Origin of the sequence: Vibrio sp. ECSMB14106, from assembly GCF_000972265.1 — a bacterium.
Classification (GTDB): Bacteria; Pseudomonadota; Gammaproteobacteria; order Enterobacterales; family Vibrionaceae; genus Vibrio; species Vibrio kanaloae.
In genome coordinates, this window is the sequence record NZ_LAUM01000014.1 from 50,289 (window position 1) to 67,037 (window position 16,749).

The 16,749-nt window shown below is 42.8% G+C and carries 14 protein-coding genes; 5 read left to right on the forward strand and 9 right to left on the reverse strand.

Going from position 1 to position 16,749, the window contains the following annotated elements; all coding sequences use genetic code 11:
• Nucleotides 1-241: 241 nt before the first annotated feature.
• Nucleotides 242-2,128 carry a methyl-accepting chemotaxis protein gene (locus tag WR49_RS11300; RefSeq protein WP_046224068.1) on the forward strand — a complete coding sequence of 629 codons (1,887 nt, stop codon included), beginning with the start codon at nucleotides 242-244 and terminating at the stop codon, nucleotides 2,126-2,128.
• Between the two features lie 109 nt (nucleotides 2,129-2,237).
• On the opposite strand, the gene WR49_RS11305 is transcribed toward WR49_RS11300, so the two are convergent.
• Together WR49_RS11305 and WR49_RS11310 are read right to left on the reverse strand one after the other, a co-directional pair.
• Nucleotides 2,238-2,633: an ACT domain-containing protein gene (locus tag WR49_RS11305; protein WP_046224069.1), complete on the reverse strand. Its 396-nt coding sequence runs from the start codon at nucleotides 2,631-2,633 to the stop codon at nucleotides 2,238-2,240.
• Between the two features lie 145 nt (nucleotides 2,634-2,778).
• Entirely contained in the window at nucleotides 2,779-3,672 is an 894-nt protein-coding gene (locus WR49_RS11310; protein ID WP_046224070.1) for a LysR family transcriptional regulator, read from the reverse strand.
• Between the two features lie 163 nt (nucleotides 3,673-3,835).
• On the opposite strand from WR49_RS11310, the gene WR49_RS11315 reads away from it, so the two are divergent.
• The gene (locus WR49_RS11315) at nucleotides 3,836-4,720 is read left to right on the forward strand and encodes a Vmh family MBL fold metallo-hydrolase (RefSeq protein WP_046224071.1); all 885 of its coding nucleotides are present in this window, start codon (nucleotides 3,836-3,838) and stop codon (nucleotides 4,718-4,720) included.
• Nucleotides 4,721-5,145: 425 nt separating this feature from the next.
• On the forward strand, nucleotides 5,146-7,194 hold the full coding sequence (locus WR49_RS11320) for a hybrid sensor histidine kinase/response regulator (RefSeq protein WP_046224072.1): 2,049 nt from the start codon (nucleotides 5,146-5,148) through the stop codon (nucleotides 7,192-7,194).
• A 143-nt stretch (nucleotides 7,195-7,337) separates the two neighbouring features.
• Here WR49_RS11320 and cqsA read toward each other — a convergent pair whose 3' ends face one another.
• Nucleotides 7,338-8,519: an alpha-hydroxyketone-type quorum-sensing autoinducer synthase gene (gene cqsA, locus WR49_RS11325; protein WP_046224073.1), complete on the reverse strand. Its 1,182-nt coding sequence runs from the start codon at nucleotides 8,517-8,519 to the stop codon at nucleotides 7,338-7,340.
• Between the two features lie 804 nt (nucleotides 8,520-9,323).
• Here cqsA and ihfA point away from each other — a divergent pair.
• On the forward strand, nucleotides 9,324-9,620 hold the full coding sequence (ihfA, locus tag WR49_RS11330) for an integration host factor subunit alpha (RefSeq protein ID WP_004734853.1): 297 nt from the start codon (nucleotides 9,324-9,326) through the stop codon (nucleotides 9,618-9,620).
• 112 nt (nucleotides 9,621-9,732) lie between these two features.
• Here the strand turns inward: ihfA and WR49_RS11335 are convergent, their stop codons facing one another.
• Nucleotides 9,733-10,509 (reverse strand): RelA/SpoT domain-containing protein, encoded by a 777-nt coding sequence (locus WR49_RS11335; protein WP_017057452.1) that lies wholly within the window; start codon nucleotides 10,507-10,509, stop codon nucleotides 9,733-9,735.
• Between the two features lie 317 nt (nucleotides 10,510-10,826).
• Between WR49_RS11335 and WR49_RS11340 the strand changes: the two genes are divergently transcribed.
• Complete coding sequence (locus tag WR49_RS11340) at nucleotides 10,827-11,480, forward strand: thiopurine S-methyltransferase (RefSeq protein ID WP_046224074.1); 654 nt, start codon at nucleotides 10,827-10,829, stop codon at nucleotides 11,478-11,480.
• A gap of 129 nt (nucleotides 11,481-11,609) precedes the next feature.
• Here the strand turns inward: WR49_RS11340 and purT are convergent, their stop codons facing one another.
• The 5 genes from purT to sbcB all read right to left on the reverse strand — a co-directional run bounded on the left by purT (nucleotide 11,610) and on the right by sbcB (nucleotide 16,658).
• Nucleotides 11,610-12,785, reverse strand: coding sequence for a formate-dependent phosphoribosylglycinamide formyltransferase (gene purT / locus WR49_RS11345; protein ID WP_046224075.1), 1,176 nt, complete (start codon nucleotides 12,783-12,785; stop codon nucleotides 11,610-11,612).
• 167 nt (nucleotides 12,786-12,952) lie between these two features.
• Nucleotides 12,953-13,840, reverse strand: coding sequence for a cytidine deaminase (cdd, locus tag WR49_RS11350; protein WP_046224076.1), 888 nt, complete (start codon nucleotides 13,838-13,840; stop codon nucleotides 12,953-12,955).
• Nucleotides 13,841-14,156: 316 nt separating this feature from the next.
• Nucleotides 14,157-14,834, reverse strand: a complete 678-nt coding sequence (locus WR49_RS11355; protein WP_046224077.1) for an LrgB family protein — start codon at nucleotides 14,832-14,834, stop codon at nucleotides 14,157-14,159.
• Nucleotides 14,835-14,836: 2 nt separating this feature from the next.
• Nucleotides 14,837-15,208, reverse strand: a complete 372-nt coding sequence (locus tag WR49_RS11360) for a CidA/LrgA family protein (protein ID WP_017057447.1) — start codon at nucleotides 15,206-15,208, stop codon at nucleotides 14,837-14,839.
• Between the two features lie 25 nt (nucleotides 15,209-15,233).
• On the reverse strand, nucleotides 15,234-16,658 hold the full coding sequence (sbcB, locus tag WR49_RS11365) for an exodeoxyribonuclease I (RefSeq protein WP_046224078.1): 1,425 nt from the start codon (nucleotides 16,656-16,658) through the stop codon (nucleotides 15,234-15,236).
• Between the last annotated feature and the right edge of the window lie 91 nt (nucleotides 16,659-16,749).

Below are 16,749 nucleotides of genomic sequence, written 5' to 3' on the forward strand. Positions count from 1 at the left end.
TTATTATCAATGAAGCAAAAGGCTTGGCATTTAATCATCTGAACATTGTCATCTATTCTTAACGTATGTCGTTCTAGTCTGTGAGTTGATCTAGATCTAATTTCTAGCTCACAGATCTTGGTAATACAGCTGGTTGGTTAGTTTTTTTAATTTATTTTAAAGCGTAAAATATATTCAGCTTGCAACCGTCTTGGCACGAATTTGTTCGCCTCGGTTTTTATTTACAAATTATAGGTTTCCTATGTTAAAGAAACTCTCGCTTAAAAATAAATTGGCTATATCTGCCAGCATGGCCATTATCCTGGGGGGGATTTTGGTCGAAGCTCTTTCTTTCCGGGCTTCATTGCAACGATTAGATACTGAGGTTGAGCAACGTTTAGAAGGGACATCGGCTTCTTATAACCAGTACGTATCGGATTGGATTTTATCTAAAGAGCGTGCGTTGACGTCTCTGTCGAAAGAGTCCAAACAAGAAAGTTTGGTTACTCACCTTAAACAAGTTCGTGACTCAGCCTCCTTTGATAATGTCTTCTTAGCGTTTCCTGATGGTTCGCAAAAGAACGCGAACGGAGTTGTACTTCCTGCAGGTAATGATGACCCTCGCCAATGGGGTTGGTACACCAATGCGGTAGCGAATCCAAGCAAAGTGTTTATGGATAACCCAACGGTTGCAGCTGCCACTGGTGCAAACGTTGTATCGTTAGGTAAAGCGATGCAATTGCATGGCGATCAGGTTGTCCTAGGGGCAGATGTTGAAATTACCGATATTTTAAATAGTTTAGAGAAAGTGATCCTTCCTGGGGAAGGCTACATGTTTATCGCGACTGATAAGGGCACGGTTTACACACACGCTGATACTAAGCTATTGAATAAGAATATCAGTTCACTTGGATTGGATTTTTCTGATGTCCAGAAAGCGCTAGCTAGCGGAAAAAACACAACGATAGAGTTGAACGGAAGCGATTATGTTCTTTACGCGCGTTCTATTGACGGGACGAGCCTGATTACCGTCAGCGTTGTTAATCATGACTCTTTGGTTGCACCGTTATTTGATGCTGTGATTGGCCAAATTTTAGTGACGTTATTTGTAGTGATTGTATGTACGGTGCTGTTTAACCTGTTATGTACCATTCTATTCCGTCCACTTAATCATGTTTCTAACGCTTTGGCACAAATTGCGAATGGTAGTGGTGACTTAACTCAACGTATTCATGTAGAGAACCAAGATGAAGTCGGCGAGTTAGCACAGAATTTCAATACGTTTGTTGGCAGCTTACAGCAGTTAATTGGGCATATTCGTGGTCAATCAGAACAACTGAATAGCCAATCAGAACAAAGCGCACAGCGAGCTAACCTTTCGGTGAGCGAGCTTAATCATCAGCAACAAGAAATCACTATGGTGGCGACGGCTGTAACCGAAATGGCCAGCGCAACACGAGAAATTGCATCGCATGCAGAGCAAACCGCAAAAGCGGCACAAGATTCAGCAACAAGCACCAATAATGGCCACGCGTTAGTGGTTGATACTAAAGGTTCAATCAATAATCTAGCAAATGAAGTTAACGAAGCGGGTAATGTGATTAGTGCGCTAAACAAGCACGCTCAAGAGATTTCAACCGTATTAGCGACAATCCAAGGCATTGCAGAGCAAACGAATTTACTTGCTTTGAACGCTGCGATTGAAGCGGCTCGTGCTGGTGAGCAGGGGCGTGGTTTCGCGGTGGTTGCCGATGAAGTACGTGTTCTATCACAGCGCACACACTCTTCAACAGAAGAAATCAAATCAACGATTGATATTCTACAGCGTACAACGGGTCAAGCTGTTGAGCTTATGGAGAGCAGCTCTAAGCTGGCATTACATTCTGTGGAAGATGCCGACAGAGCTTCTCATGCGTTAGAAGAAATCAACACTGCCGTCGCTTTAATTAGTGACATGGCGACGCAAATCGCGACTGCAGCTGAAGAGCAAACTCATGTGACGGGTGAAATCACTCAAAACATTACGTCTATTAAAGATGTGACCGATCAGTTGGTCGTAGGCTCACAAGATAGCTTAACTGAGTCGAATGAACTTAAGAATCAAGCCGCTAGCTTAAGTGACAAAGTAGCGACATTTAAACTTGCTTAACTGGCTAGCTAGCTGATGCCTGATCAATTAGAGAGCGGTGAGCAATAACCCAAAGCGACGTAGATTACGTCGCTTTTTTTGTACTTAGCCCCTAACGGTTTCGTTATTTTTAATCTGAGAATTCTTGTAGCGCTTTCATCGCGGTTTCAGCTTTATCTTTTTGCACAAAAATATGGTCGTGATAGTAGCCTGCAATAACGTTGGCGCTAATGCCATATGATCCAAGCTTAGTAGCAAAAGCGGCGGTTAATCCGACAGCTTCGAGGCTAGAGTGTACGGATAGTGTGATGAGGCTAAATACACCATCGAAATCTAGCTGGAATTTGGTGGCTACGGATTCTTCGAGAACTAAAGTTAAGCCCTCTTTTTCTCGAAAAGTCGCTATCGGGTTAAGTTGAAAGTAATCCGATTGCACCCCTTTTACAGTACAAAATATGTAGTTCCCTTCAATCAATTCTGGTGACATGGATTTCAACAGAACCTCTAAATCAGTAATGGCAGTCATGTTTTATTGTCCTATTTGAGTCAACATTATTTCGATTATCATCTTTGCTTAGTTTGAATGGTGTGAACTACGATAGGAATTAATGTGTCATAAGTAAAATGAATAATACTTATTCCATATCAGTATTATTAATGAAGGCAGTTACCTACCAGCTTGTCGACTGTTCCATCTCGTTAGATAGGTGGTCGATAAAGGCTCTTAGCAGTGGTGTGACTTGTTTACGCGTCCCATAAACCGCGTGTACACCGAGCGTTTTAGGTTTCCATTCAGAGAGCAGCGGAACCAACAAACCATTTTTTATCAAGTGTTCTACAGAAGGAAAGGGCAGCAAGCAGATACCGTTGCCTTTTCGTGTCGCAGAAAGCAGAACCTCAGATGTATTCGCACTAATATTCCCTTTAATCGGCACCGATTCGAGTCCATTGGGGCCATTAAACGTCCATGCGGTCTTACCAAAGTAACTGAATGACAAACAGTTGTGGTGCGCTAAATCTTGCGCACTTTTTGGGGTGCCGTTCTCTTTTAGATATTGAGGCGACGCGCAAATCACCGAGCGACATTCACCTAGATGTTTAGCAACAATATTAGGGGTAAGTTCGTTAGTGATACGAATCGCCAAATCGATACGCGATTCAACAAGATTGACTGTTTTATCGGTAGAGACAATATCAATTGTTACCTCTGGCCAATTCGCTATGAAGCGGCTGATTACGTCCATCAAGAAGCTATCGACAATGGAATAACTTGCGGTAAGACGCAGTTGGCCTTTTAAGTGCTGGCGGTTTTGATTTCTGATACCTGCTAACGATGCCTCAAGGGCAAGTAACTCCCTTGCGACTTCAAGCGTCTCTTTTCCTGCGCTGGTTAGGCTCAAGCTGCGAGTGGTTCTGTGAAGCAAGCGTGTGTCCATCCAACCTTCTAGCTCTCCTAGATAGCGTGTCACTTTGGTTCGAGATAGTTCAAGATGCTCTGCGGCCGCGCTTAAGCTGCCACGCTCCACTATTGTGACGAAGACATTCATGGCCTCAAGTCTATCCATTGTTTTTACCACCTAAAGAAAGCGAGTGAATCACAGTATATGTCCGAAAATCGCAACAGTGAAAGTTAATTTGATATCTATTTAATCTAAATTCAATCAAATAAGATGCGTTACATATTCAACGAGCCTATATAGTTTCAGCTCTTAACTACGGAATAAAGTAATGAACAAGTCATCAAACGTTTTTTCAACAACTGCACTATTTTTAGCAACAACGGCAGTATCGAGTTTTGCTTCTGCTGCTGATTTAAACATCACTCACTATAATCCGGGTGAAAATGCGATATTCCCAGCAAGCTCAGTACTTGTCTCTGGTGAAAAGGAAGTGGTTCTGTTCGATGCTCAATTTAGCGTCGCAGATGGACAGAAGTTGGTGGAGCAGATCGAAGCAACGGGTAAAGAATTGTCGATGATTTACATCAGCAGTGGTGACCCAGACTTTTACTTTGGTTTAGAGCCTCTGATGGATGCATTCCCAGGTGTTGATGTCGTTGCCAGTGAGGCGGTAGTTGCGCATATCAAACGAACTAAAGATGCGAAACTAGAATATTGGGGCCCAATCTTAGGTGAAAACTCACCCTCTAAAGTGATTGTTCCGACAGTATTAAACGACACAACGATTAGTATTGAAGGCGAAACCATCGAAGTGAAAGAAATAAACACGCATCAAGCTTACCTATGGGTGCCGTCGGAAAAAACGGTGTTTGGTGGGGTTTCGGTATATAGCGGAGTGCATGTATGGATGGCAGACACGCAGTCGAAAGAGATTCGTCATCAATGGTCACAATCTTTAGAACGAATGAAGGTACTTGAACCAGAGGTTGTGATTCCAGGTCATTACCTTGGTAAGATGCCATCAGGCGTTAACGGTGTTCAATTTACGATTGATTACGTGGCTGACATTGAAAAGGCTCTGGAAAGTAAAAACAACCCAACATCCGGTGATATCAGTCGTTATATGAAGAAGGCTTACCCGCAGTTTTCGACAACTGAAGGTGATCTTGAGCTTGGTGCTCAGGTTCTTAGCGGCGAGATGCAGTGGCATTAAAATAAATTTTATTGATACAGTAAGTAACATAAGTGCTCCTATTTAGGGGCATTTTTTGTTTCCTGAGCGTGCGGTTTTGTATTTGATCATGTAGTCAAAACTGGAGCGACGACGGTTGAGTTGATAGATGATAGTGCCAATCATGAAATAGTCGTTGCATAAGAGTTGGCATGACGGGTAGCGTGTATGTGTTTGGGCTATATATGTGTCAATTGACGATATTAAGTTCTTTGTCAGTGAGTGTTCCTAACGGGTAAATCATGTATATTTGCGAGCCAAATATGCTTAATCGAGTACAAAGTCTTATTACTTATATGATTGAAACCTCACTGATCATGAATGATGTATAATATACTCAATAAGGACCATATAAAAACAACCATATAATTAGTCAATGTCAGGGCTTAGAGTGCAAATAATTTCGTATGAACGCTATTCGTAAAGTTTATCAGTATGCAGAACCAAACCTTTCCCTCGTTGGTTGGATGGGTTTCGTCGGCTTCCCAATCTATTATATTGTTTGGGAGTTTCTGTTCCCCCAACCTTATGAAAACTTAACGTTGCGCTTGTTATGCTCTGTATTGTTCTTCGGGATCATTTATCGTAATCACATCCCGAGTGAGTGGAGGAAATATCTTCCAGTCTATTATCAAGTGGCAATCACACTCTGTCTACCGTGCTTCTTTTTCTTCATGTTGTTAATGAACAATTGGTCCAATGTTTGGGTTATGTCGTTCATGTCCGCTATATTTCTTCATATTTTACTAGTGCATGTAACGAGGGTTATGTTCGCGCAGACCTTTGCTGGAATCAGCATTGCTACAATAGGTGCATGGGCGGCGCAGGGCTTTTATCTTGAACTCACAATGAACTGGACGCACGTGCCTATCTTTTTGTTCATTTACTTGTTTGGTAATTTATTCTATTTCCGTAATCAGTTAGAGCATGAAGCGAAGGTGTCTTTGGCTAAGTCGTTTGGTGCAGGTATTGCGCACGAGATGCGAAATCCTCTTAGTGGCCTATTGACCTCAATTGATGTCATGCAGTCTATATTGCCGAATCCAAAAGCTGGTCATCACAAGGGGCAATATGTTCTGAGCGATGAAGAAGTGAGACAGCTACGAGAAGTGAGTGATGAGGCGATGAATATCATTCATTCAGGCAACGAAACCATTGATCTGTTGTTGACCTCAATTGATGAAAACCGTGTATCCCGTTCTACCTTTAAAAAGCATTCGGCGAAAACGGTGGTCGGTGATGCGATAGATAGTTTTAATTATAAACGTGCGTCAGATAGACAAGCAATATCTCTGGACATACAGGGGGAGTTCAGTTTCTTAGGCAGTGATACTTTATTGAAGTATGTGATGTACAATTTGTTAAAAAATGCGTTCCATCACCGTAGCCCAGAAGACTTCCATATTCATGTTTCTGTACAAAGTGATGATATCGCCAATCAAATAGTGGTTTCCGATAACGGTTCTGGTATTTCAAGTGATGTTATTCGACGCATATTCCAAGACTTCTATACGACGGGTAAATCGGGAAGCTATGGCTTGGGCTTGCCATTTTGCCAAAAGGTAATGAAGTCATTTGGTGGCGAAATAAAATGCCAGTCTGAAATAAATGAGTGGACACAGTTTACAATGACTTTCCCGCAGCTTACTTCGAACGCAGTAAAAGAGATTAAGAGTGAGCTGACAAAATTAAAGAATGTGTTGATGGTGAGCGAACAAAACATACTCACTGCTAAAGTTAGGGAATTAGCTCGCACTATGGGGTTTGAATTAACGGTTCTAGACGTTGCCTCAACACTCAACAGAAAAGAGTATCAATTTGAGTTCGATTTGATTTTTGTTGATATAGAGAGCTTAGATTTAAAAGCGAATTGCCTGGAGAGAATGGAATCTTTACTGTCATTCACGGAATCTCGAATTGTCTATTTGTATGAGTATTCCCCGCTAAAACGTGTCCACAATGTATCTTTTGAACCTATTTGGGTTGAAACTCAAGTGTGGCTTTTGAATACCCAAACGACAGTTGATCGCCTACTGTTTGAGTCTAGTTATGCGATATCTTCCACGTCTGTAAAACCGTTAAACACGACTAACAAGCGTACAATTATGGTCGTCGATGACAATGAATCCTTACGTCGTTTTACCGCTATGCTGTTGGAAAAACAAGGCTTTGATGTTATTCAGAAAGAAAATGGTCAGCAGGCACTAGATGCTTTGGATACTGATCATATCGATTTAATTCTGATGGACATCGAGATGCCAATTATGGATGGTGTTGAAGCCTCTCGTCGTATCCGAAGTGCAAACAAAGCGTTCTCCTCTGTGCCTATCATTGCGCATACGGGGGATAGCTCTCCTGTCACTCTGGAGAAGATGGATCTTTCAGGCATGTCTGATTTTATTGTTAAGCCGGCGGACAAGAACCGATTATTTGATAAAATTGCACATTGGATTTAGTTTATCGTTACAAGGGTGTTTGCTGTTTTTCATACATAACAAGCGACAAGAAAGAGCTCAGTTAAATGCTGGGCTCTTTTATATTGCGACATGGTAGAGTGCGTTTCGTTCAATCGTCTTTATTGATTACATGAACGGTATTATTAAATGAACTCTAACTCAGGGTGATGAAATGCTTCATCGCATACCCTGAGAACGTGGTCTATATCTTGCGAAGTCATGTCAGCATTCACTGAGAATCGGATGATGTTCTTGTTTTTTCCAGTTGCAGGGCGACAAAATACAGCACCAAACACATTCCGCTCTTCGAGAAAGTCACGCACATGCTCCGTGTTTCTTTCGCTACCGCATTCTAAGGCCACGATTTGTGACTCGCTACGAATGTTAAAGCCTATTTGTTTTAGGCCTGTTGTGAGCGTTTTGACTCGTTTGAATAAGGTGTCTCGCTTATCATCAGAGTTTTTGATTACCTCTAACGTTTTTTCTAAGCGAATGACTTCTTGTGGCAGCACGGTAGAGCTGAAAATCGCGGGGTAAGCGACAAATGGAAGGGTCTCTGACAGCCGTTTAGGTCCAAGAATGGCACCGGCACGATAAGCGAATGTCTTGGCTAAACTCACGGTAATAAAATCCACTTTGTTGGTCAGCCCTAAAGATCGAACCAAACCCGCCCCATTTTTACCATGAGTACCTAACGAGTGCGACTCATCAACGACCAAAGCACAGTCAAACTCTTGCGCCATTTCGTAGATGTCGCGTAGTGGGGCAATAGTGCCAATGGTGCTATAAATAGAGTCGACCACAATCACGCCTGATCCATTACGTTGGATCTGTTTACGCAGGTGATTCATGTTGTTGTGCATAAACGGGTAAGCATGAGCTCCAGCAGCACGAATTCCTTCCCATAGGGACATGTGTGCAAAGAAATCGATATACACCGGAGTATTAGGTGGGCAGATAGTTTGCAACAGCCCAATATTCGCAGCCCAACCAGATTGGGACAGCAAACAGGTTTCCATCCCGACATAGGCTGCGAGTTCGGTTTCAAACGCTGGCTTAGATTGTTCATCTTGCAAAAATATGGCAGACATCACTACATTATCATCGTGCTTTGAGATCGCATCCCTATGTGCTTTTTGGATGTTCACGTTATGCGATAGTGATAGGTAGTCATTACTCTGCATAACCACGGCGTTCGACTTGGGGCGTTTCCCTAATACCAAGTGCCTTTGGTTTTTGTTTGGGGTAATGAGGTCTTGAACATAAAAGTTCAAGCGTTCTTCGATAAAGGAAGGTAAGGGTTTATTTTCAAATTTATTACTCATAATAAGTTCTCTTCGAATACAGGAAAACGCCAGCGCTGACGGATATATACTTAGAAAAAATAAATGAGCTGTCATTGGCCGAGTTGCATAATTTAGCGCCCCCTTGCAAACTCAGCATTTCAGGGTTTTAAGGTAAGTGTTTTTCCTTACAGTCCCGGGGAACTACGCTCGTTGTAATGAGCATAATAGTCAGTGTTTTTATGACAAAAAGCGATGAACAACTTGGTGACTTAATAGTCATAAGCAAAGGAAATGAAATCAAAAATTAAGTTTACACATTGATGGGTAATTCCGATTAAGTCGTCTAATTAATGCTTTACTTCCCCCTTCGATCGAATAAACAATATTGATACGTAAGCAATGGTTGTAAAGTTCTAGATTGTTGAACGAATAAAATACTGAGGTGATATTAATCTCATATTAAAAGGTGGTTATTTATTGTTCTTTGTTGAGTTTGATATCAAATCAAGTGGCTGATTTAATTAGATATACGATAAAAGTCTCAGAAATTAACATTTAGAAAACTAAAGTATTAAATTCCGTTGTTTTTGTTTTTGGTAGGTTTAAGTTCTACTGTGATTGTCGGGAGGAGAGCATTTTTAGCCATATGTGTGAGTTTCGAAGTGGGTTATCTTGCTGATTAGAAAGAATAAACCAATTGTTCAAATAAAAAAGTTGGCGAAAATCAGAAGCTTGGCATACACTTTCCTTGTAAATGACCTTATCTCTTTGATTGAATAGGGTAAATGCTTTGGCGCTACTGGTGATGGTAGCAATGTATAACATAGCTTTGAGGAAAGTTTTATGGCACTCACGAAGGCCGATTTGGCTGAGAACCTGTTTGAAACACTCGGATACAGCAAGCGGGATGCCAAGGAAACGGTTGAAGTGTTTTTCGAGGAAGTTCGTAAAGCACTTGAAAATGGCGAACAGGTAAAACTGTCAGGTTTTGGTAACTTTGATCTTCGCGAAAAAAACGAGCGACCAGGTCGTAACCCGAAAACTGGTGAAGACATTCCAATTTCTGCTCGACGTGTTGTTACTTTTAGACCGGGACAAAAACTAAAGGCCCGAGTCGAGAATATTAAAATCGAAAAGTAGCCAAGCAATAGACCACGCCAAGCGTGGTCTTTTTGTATCTAGAACAAAGAAAAAATAAAGGGCTGTGACTTCAGCCCTTATTAGTATCTATTAGATTACAGTTGTAGACGCGTTATGCCGCTTTGATGTGAGTTGTGATATACGGTTGCCATGCTTGTTGGTAAAGCTCCAGAGACTGGCGTCTTAAGCTATTGATTTGTGCAGCTTCGATGTCATTCATCGGGCGTTTTTCTGCAATCGCGTGACGTTCAATACCTTGGATGATTTCATATAGTTCATGCTCAGGGCCGCTTTTCACATCAGCAATTGCTTTTAGGTGAAGCTGAACTTCAGCAATGATGTTGGTTTTAGGTAAACGAACCAACAAGTTAAGGTCACGGTAGCCAGAGTCAGCAGGAGACTTAAACTTGTTTTTCAATTTCACTACGTCCGCTTCACGGCTTAGTGATTCGTACACTTCAACCAAACTCTCTACGTCGTTTGCGATGATCGTTGCACGAGCTAGGTCGGTAATTCTTGTTACATCGCCATCAAGCTCAAGGTCAATCTTTTCTTGTGCGCGAGATTGAGATTTAACGCCTGCGAATAGGGCTTCTGAGTTAGTGAGTAGGGCTGTACTTTTACAGATAGTTTCTAGCTCAGCTTGTGCTTGGTGAGCTTTGCTGTAAAGAATGTCGAAGTCAGTGTAAGGCTGAGTCGGACGCGAGTCGAATGCTTTAATGCCGTATAGGCCACTTAGGCTATGGCGGAATACGTTAGATGAAACTTGATTTTGCGCAGGTGTGCGCGATTGATCAGTTGAACTCGTTGAAACAGGTGCTGCTGCGAATGCAGGCGCTCGGCTCAATACTAGAAGCATTAGGGCCGTCGTACGGAGAAATACACTCATTCAAACTCCAAGGTTACAAAAACGGATAGTCTAAAGGGGTAACCAGTAACGCATAAGAGTGAAAACAGCCTAACTAAACTCACTATATATTAAATGGGGCTAGTTGAGGTAGAAACCAACTCTAACGTTTAATATTGCTTTAAAATGTGAACATATAGACAAATAATTCAAGCATTTGCCCCTTCTGTTTAAGAATGTTGAACTCAGTCAGTGTTTAATTTTTAGCGAGTCTAACTGGCAATTTTAAACCAAGCGAAGGTTGCTCTTACTTCTCTATACTGTACCCTTGCAGTATGACTGTTTAACATGAACGAAAGATGAATAATCCTGAATTTTGGCACAATAAATGGGCAGCCAACCAAATTGGTTTCCACCTTGAAGATGTAAATCCACTTCTGATTGAATTTTGGGAAAAAACTAACCCTAATTACGAGAAGAGTGTGTTTGTTCCACTTTGTGGTAAAAGCGAAGATCTGATCTGGGTAGCGTCTAAGCATGAAGAGGTTCAAGGGGTTGAATTAAGCCAGATTGCGGTTCGCGCATTTTTCTCAGAGCACTTTTACACACCGACTGTGACTCAAATTAATGGCCAGCATGAGCTCTACCAGTTCGACGAACTGAGTGTTTACACGGGTGATTACTTCACAGCGCCAATTCAGCCTGTTGACATTATTTATGATCGCGCTTCTTTAGTGGCTCTGCCTGCTGAGATGCGAGTGCAGTATGTAGAGCGTTTGAAACAACTATTGAAGCCGGGTGGTAAGATTCTTCTGGTGACTCTGGATTATGATCAAAACGAGATGGCAGGGCCTCCGTTTAGCGTACCTAAACTAGAAATCGATCAGTTGTTCGCGGGATACAAAATCACATTGTTGAATCAAGATATTGCAGACGATGAACATCCTAAGATTGCTAAGAAAGGCTTGTCGCGTTTCTGTGAAGAAGTGTATTTGATTGAGTCAGACGCTTAATTTCAATGGGCTTTCAAGCGAAAAGAGCGCTCAAATAAAAAGATAACACCAACAAAAAGACAGGCTCGATAGCCCGTCTTTTTTATTGTTCAGATTTGAACTCGTGATTGTTCAGAATTGAATAGAAGGTTAATAAATCACTTTTACTTTAGCAGCGCTTTCAATGGCATCTTGGATTGCTGCTTCTGTGCTGTTACGACGAGTTAACGCCACACCAAGACGACGACGACCATCAATGTCAGGCTTACCAAACAAACGAACTTGCGTTTGTGGTGCGTCTAGTGCTTCTACAAGGCCTTCAAAGCGAATGTTGGTTGAAGTGCCTTGCCCTAGGATAACCGCTGATGCACACGGGCCGTATTGTGTGATTGATTTGATCGGCATACCAGTAAATGCGCGTACGTGCAGTGCGAATTCAGATGAATCTTGAGACATTAATGTCACTAAGCCAGTATCGTGTGGGCGAGGGGATACTTCGTTGAAGATAACGTGATCGCCTTTAACGAACAGTTCAACACCGAAGATACCGTGACCGCCTAGTGCGTTAACCACTTGTTCTGCTGTGTATTGTGCCGCTTTCAAGGCATTGTCTGACATCACTTGTGGTTGCCATGATTCGCGGTAATCACCGTCTTCTTGGCGGTGACCGATAGGCGCACAGAAGTGAACACCATCAACAGCGCGAACGGTTAACAGAGTGATCTCGTAATCAAAGTCGATGAAGCCTTCAACAATCACACGACCCGCGCCAGTACGACCACCTTCTTGTGCGTAGTCCCAAGATTTCTGGATGTCTTCTTCAGTTCTGATAATGCTTTGGCCTTTGCCTGAAGAACTCATCACAGGCTTAACAACGCAAGGCATACCTACGAAATCAACAGCAGCGGCGAAGTCTTCGAAGGTGTCTGCAAAGCGGTAAGGTGAAGTGCTCAGTTTTAGCTCTTCAGCTGCAAGACGACGAATACCTTCTCGGTTCATTGTCAGTTTCGTCGCATTAGCCGTTGGAACAACATTCAAGCCTTGTGCTTCTAGTTCTACCAATTTGCTGGTGGCAATAGCTTCTATTTCTGGAACCACATAATCTGGTTTTTCGAGTTTAATGACTGCTTGCAGTGCATCGCCATCTAACATGTCTAATACATGGCTACGATGTGCAATTTGCATCGCGGGTGCATCAGCGTAACGGTCACATGCAATAACTTCCAAACCTAAACGTTGGCACTCGATAGCAACTTCTTTGCCGAGTTCACCTGAACCTAATAGAAGTACACGAGTAGCATTTTCACGAGTAGCAGTACCAAACATAGAAATTCCTTCCGACCTTATGAACGATTGATTGAAAACGGGGTGATCATACTGATTTGCATGATAAAAGCAAACGTTTGCTTTGGTTGTTCCGTTCATTACAGGCATAAAAAAAGCAGCTCCGAAAAGTAGGGCTGCTTATTTAAAATATTGTTAACCAGATGTACTTAGATTGCTAAGTAAGTCACTGGAATATCGGGGTTAATTGCTTCTAACGTAGACTGAGTATCGGCTAGGTGACTGATGCTACCATCAGCAATCTCAACTAAGGCAGCGTTTTCAATTTGTTCGAAATCGAAGCCAGCCATCTTAAGTTGAACCAAGGCTACTTGTAGCGGCGGTAGACTTGGGTTGAATGCCGCGTTTTCTGCGTAAGCACCGGTGAACATCTCACCCGTTGTCAGTTGTAGTGAAACACCACTTAGGTTCTTCGTGTAAGGTGCGTGGCTGCGGTTTAACGCTTCTAAGGCACGGACGACAAGCGGGGTCGTTTCATCCGACTGATATTCATGATTCAGTTTAGCCATTAATCCCGTTGTGATGCCTAGATCTGCTGGGCCGAATGAATCTGGCAGGTATTCTTGTAGTGACATTTCATCACGTTGTGGAAGCTGAACTTTGAGCTCTTTTGCTGTCGTCAGTTCGTTCATGAATTGGCGGCAGTGTCCACAAGGGCTGAAGTTGATTGTGATATCCGAGATACCTTCTTCACCTTTCATCCAAGCATGGCTGATCGCAGATTGCTCAGCGTGTACGGTTTGGCCAAGTTGAGCTCCGGCGATTTCAAGGTTTGCACCAAAATACAAAGTACCAGACAAACCACGCACGATAGCACCAACATAGAAGTTCGAGAGCGGTACGTAAGCATAGGCTGCAGCAAAAGGAAGCAACGCAATACGCAGTTCGTCATCCGCTAATCCACTTGCTTGCAGTAGGCTGGCAAATTGTTCTGGAGAGAATGTTGCGTCAAAGTTGTCTGCTAATACGATGTCGCTTAAAAGTACTTGAATTGAAGAGGGAGCACTTTCCAGCGCCAGGGTAATACGACTGTTCATGTTGAATCCTTAATTGACCTTAGACTTTAATCTTATGCAATGTTCAGGATATTTCTGTGACTATTATCACTATTTCAATTCCATTGTTACATTGTATTGCATAATTAGAGTGAGGTCACAAATGAAATCGATTGCAAGATTGAAAACAACACGTGATATCGCATTTATTGTCCAAAATAAGAAGCCCAAACAGACTCTGAAATAAACAGAGTACTGCTTGGGCTGATTTGGTATTGAAAACACTTGTAAGCGATTAAAAGAGCTTGCAAGTGTTGTTTGGTGGAGGCTTATTACTCGTATCTTGTCATCTGGCTAGTTAAGAATAGAGCCAAACCACGACGGAAAACACGCTAGGGGCAATGATTGAAGTGATAACCCCGCAAAGTACCAATGCCAATGAACTGAATGCGGCATCTTCTTGGTTCTTTTCTGCACAAGTCGCGGTGCCCAACGCGTGAGAAACCGTACCCATGGTTAAACCTCTGGCAACTGGGCTCTTAATGCCAATCAGGTTGTAAATAGGGTAAGCAAAAATCGCCCCGAATAGGCCGACAATCAAGACCAAAATTGCCGCAATGGCTGCTTCACCACCTAAATGGCTCGATACTTCCATCGCGATAGGTGTAGTGACTGATTTACCCAATAAACTCGCAATCAAGCTCAAATCCGCTTTGAAAGCTACAGCAATTAATGCGGTTGTAGTCATCGACATCACACTGCCTAATGTGCAGGCAAAGGTAATAATACGCCAGTTAGCTCTGATTTGAGGTAACTGTTCATACAAAGGGTAAGCAAGTGCAACAACCGCAGGTTGAAGCATGTAAGTAATCCAAGTGTTGTCTGCGTAATAGGCTTCAAAGGGTACTTTGAAGAACATTAGAACTGGGATAATGATGCCAATGCTGATTAACAAAGGATTACACAGCGGAGAGTTCACTTTTTGGCTTACCCAACGAGCAAACAGAAATACCACAATAGTCAGTAGAATCCACATGACTATTTACCTCTCGAAAGTAAGCGGTCTAAGAACCAGGATAACGAAACCAAGACGATGAGCGTTCCACCAACGGCACTGGCCATGATTGGCAGTGCATTGGCGATAAGCAATTCGAAGTGATCCATTAACCCAACACTGATTGGAACGAACAACAAGATCATCAAACGAATAATCAAGCTGGCGCCGGGCTGTACCCAGTGCGGAGGGACAATACCAATCACCATGGCGGAAAACAGAATCAACATGCCAAAAATACTACCGGGAATTGAGGTTTCCAAAAATTGCTGTAATGCGTTACCTGCTGTGAGAGCACCAATGATTAAGGTGAAGGAGATTAAGCAGTAAACCAGTTGGATCAATCTTTCTTTCAAAGTGTCATGTCTCTTGATAATGGAATTAGCTAGCTAACTTTTCAACGTACTGATAAACCGCCTTTAAGATCGCCATTTGCTTCTCGTCACTTTCATGTTCGTGCGCGAGATTTTCTAGATTCAGCATGTACTCTTCTAAGCGGCTCTCATAGAACTCACGACAATGGTTCGCCCATTTCAATTGTTCAGATTCGTCGAGCGTCCATGGGAAGTGGCGAGCGCGATAACGGAATAACAAAGGCTTAATTCGTTCGTCACTAAAAGTAATATCTAAAGCCGCCAAGTTGTTCGGGTCTGTTTCACGAATGATGTTCATCGCCGTTTTATCGGCTGGTGAGAAGAAACCATCGTAAAGGTGAGTGTCGACATCGTCACTCTTCTCGTACTCTCTTTCTTGTGAGTACAAACCAATCAATTTTTCACGTATTTCTGGATGTTCGCGTAACAGTGCCAAGTTTTTCAAACATTGCTGACGGTCGATACCAATAGTTTCCGCGTTTTCTGCGGTCAGCGTTTTTGCTGGCGCAAGAATAGGGCACTTGTTTAAATGAACCAATTTGATTGGTACTGGTAACTCGTCTTCAGCAAGTTCAGTGCGCTTAGTATAGAGCCTGTCACGTAAAGCTTCTGAATCTAGGTCAAATAAAGGTGTTGGATCTTTTGCTAAATCCACAACGATAACGGCATTTTGGTTGGTTGGGTGCCAAGCCATAGGCACAATCCAGCTGGTGTAATTACAATCACGGCCGAACATGCCTGATACGTGCATTAGAGGTGTCATGGTTACGATGTCGACTAACTCATTCAATTTACGCTTGTGGCGCATGTTATAGAGGTAATCAAACATCTTAGGTTGTGCGGCTTTTAGCTTTTTCGCTAATTCGATGGTTGCGATAACATCGGCCATCGCATCGTGCGCGTTTTCGTGTTCAATGCCATTTGCCACAGAGAGGTGTTCCAGTTTGAAACTTGGGAAGCCTTCGTCATTCTCTGGCCAAACAATACCTTCAGGGCGAAGTGCATGTACGGCGCGCATCACGTCGAGTAGATCCCAGCGTGAGTTACCGTTTTGCCAACTCCATGCATACGGGTCAATGAAGTTACGGTAACAGGTGTATCTCGTTACTTCGTCATCGAATCGGATGCTGTTGTAGCCAAGGCTTGTGGTGTTTGGCTTAGCAAGTTCGGCATGAATCTTAGCGATAAACTCAGGTTCAGGTAGGCCTTGAGTCATTGCTTTTTGTGGCGTGATACCAGTGATCAATGCGGCCTCAGGTGCAGGCAGATAATCAGCAGGAGGCTGGCAATAGATAACCAAAGGCTCTCCGATAACATTGAAATCTTGGTCGGTACGAACCCCCGCAAACTGACTTGGACGGTCTTTTGCCGGGCTCACGCCCCATGTTTCGTAATCGAAAAAGAAGTAGGTTGGCTGATTATCTGAACTCATTGAATTTCCTGAACAGCAAGCGGGGGCCGTTTACTGTGGCTAAAGGTTAGTTTTGCTCAGTATCTGACAGGATGTGGTACGCGTGCAACCC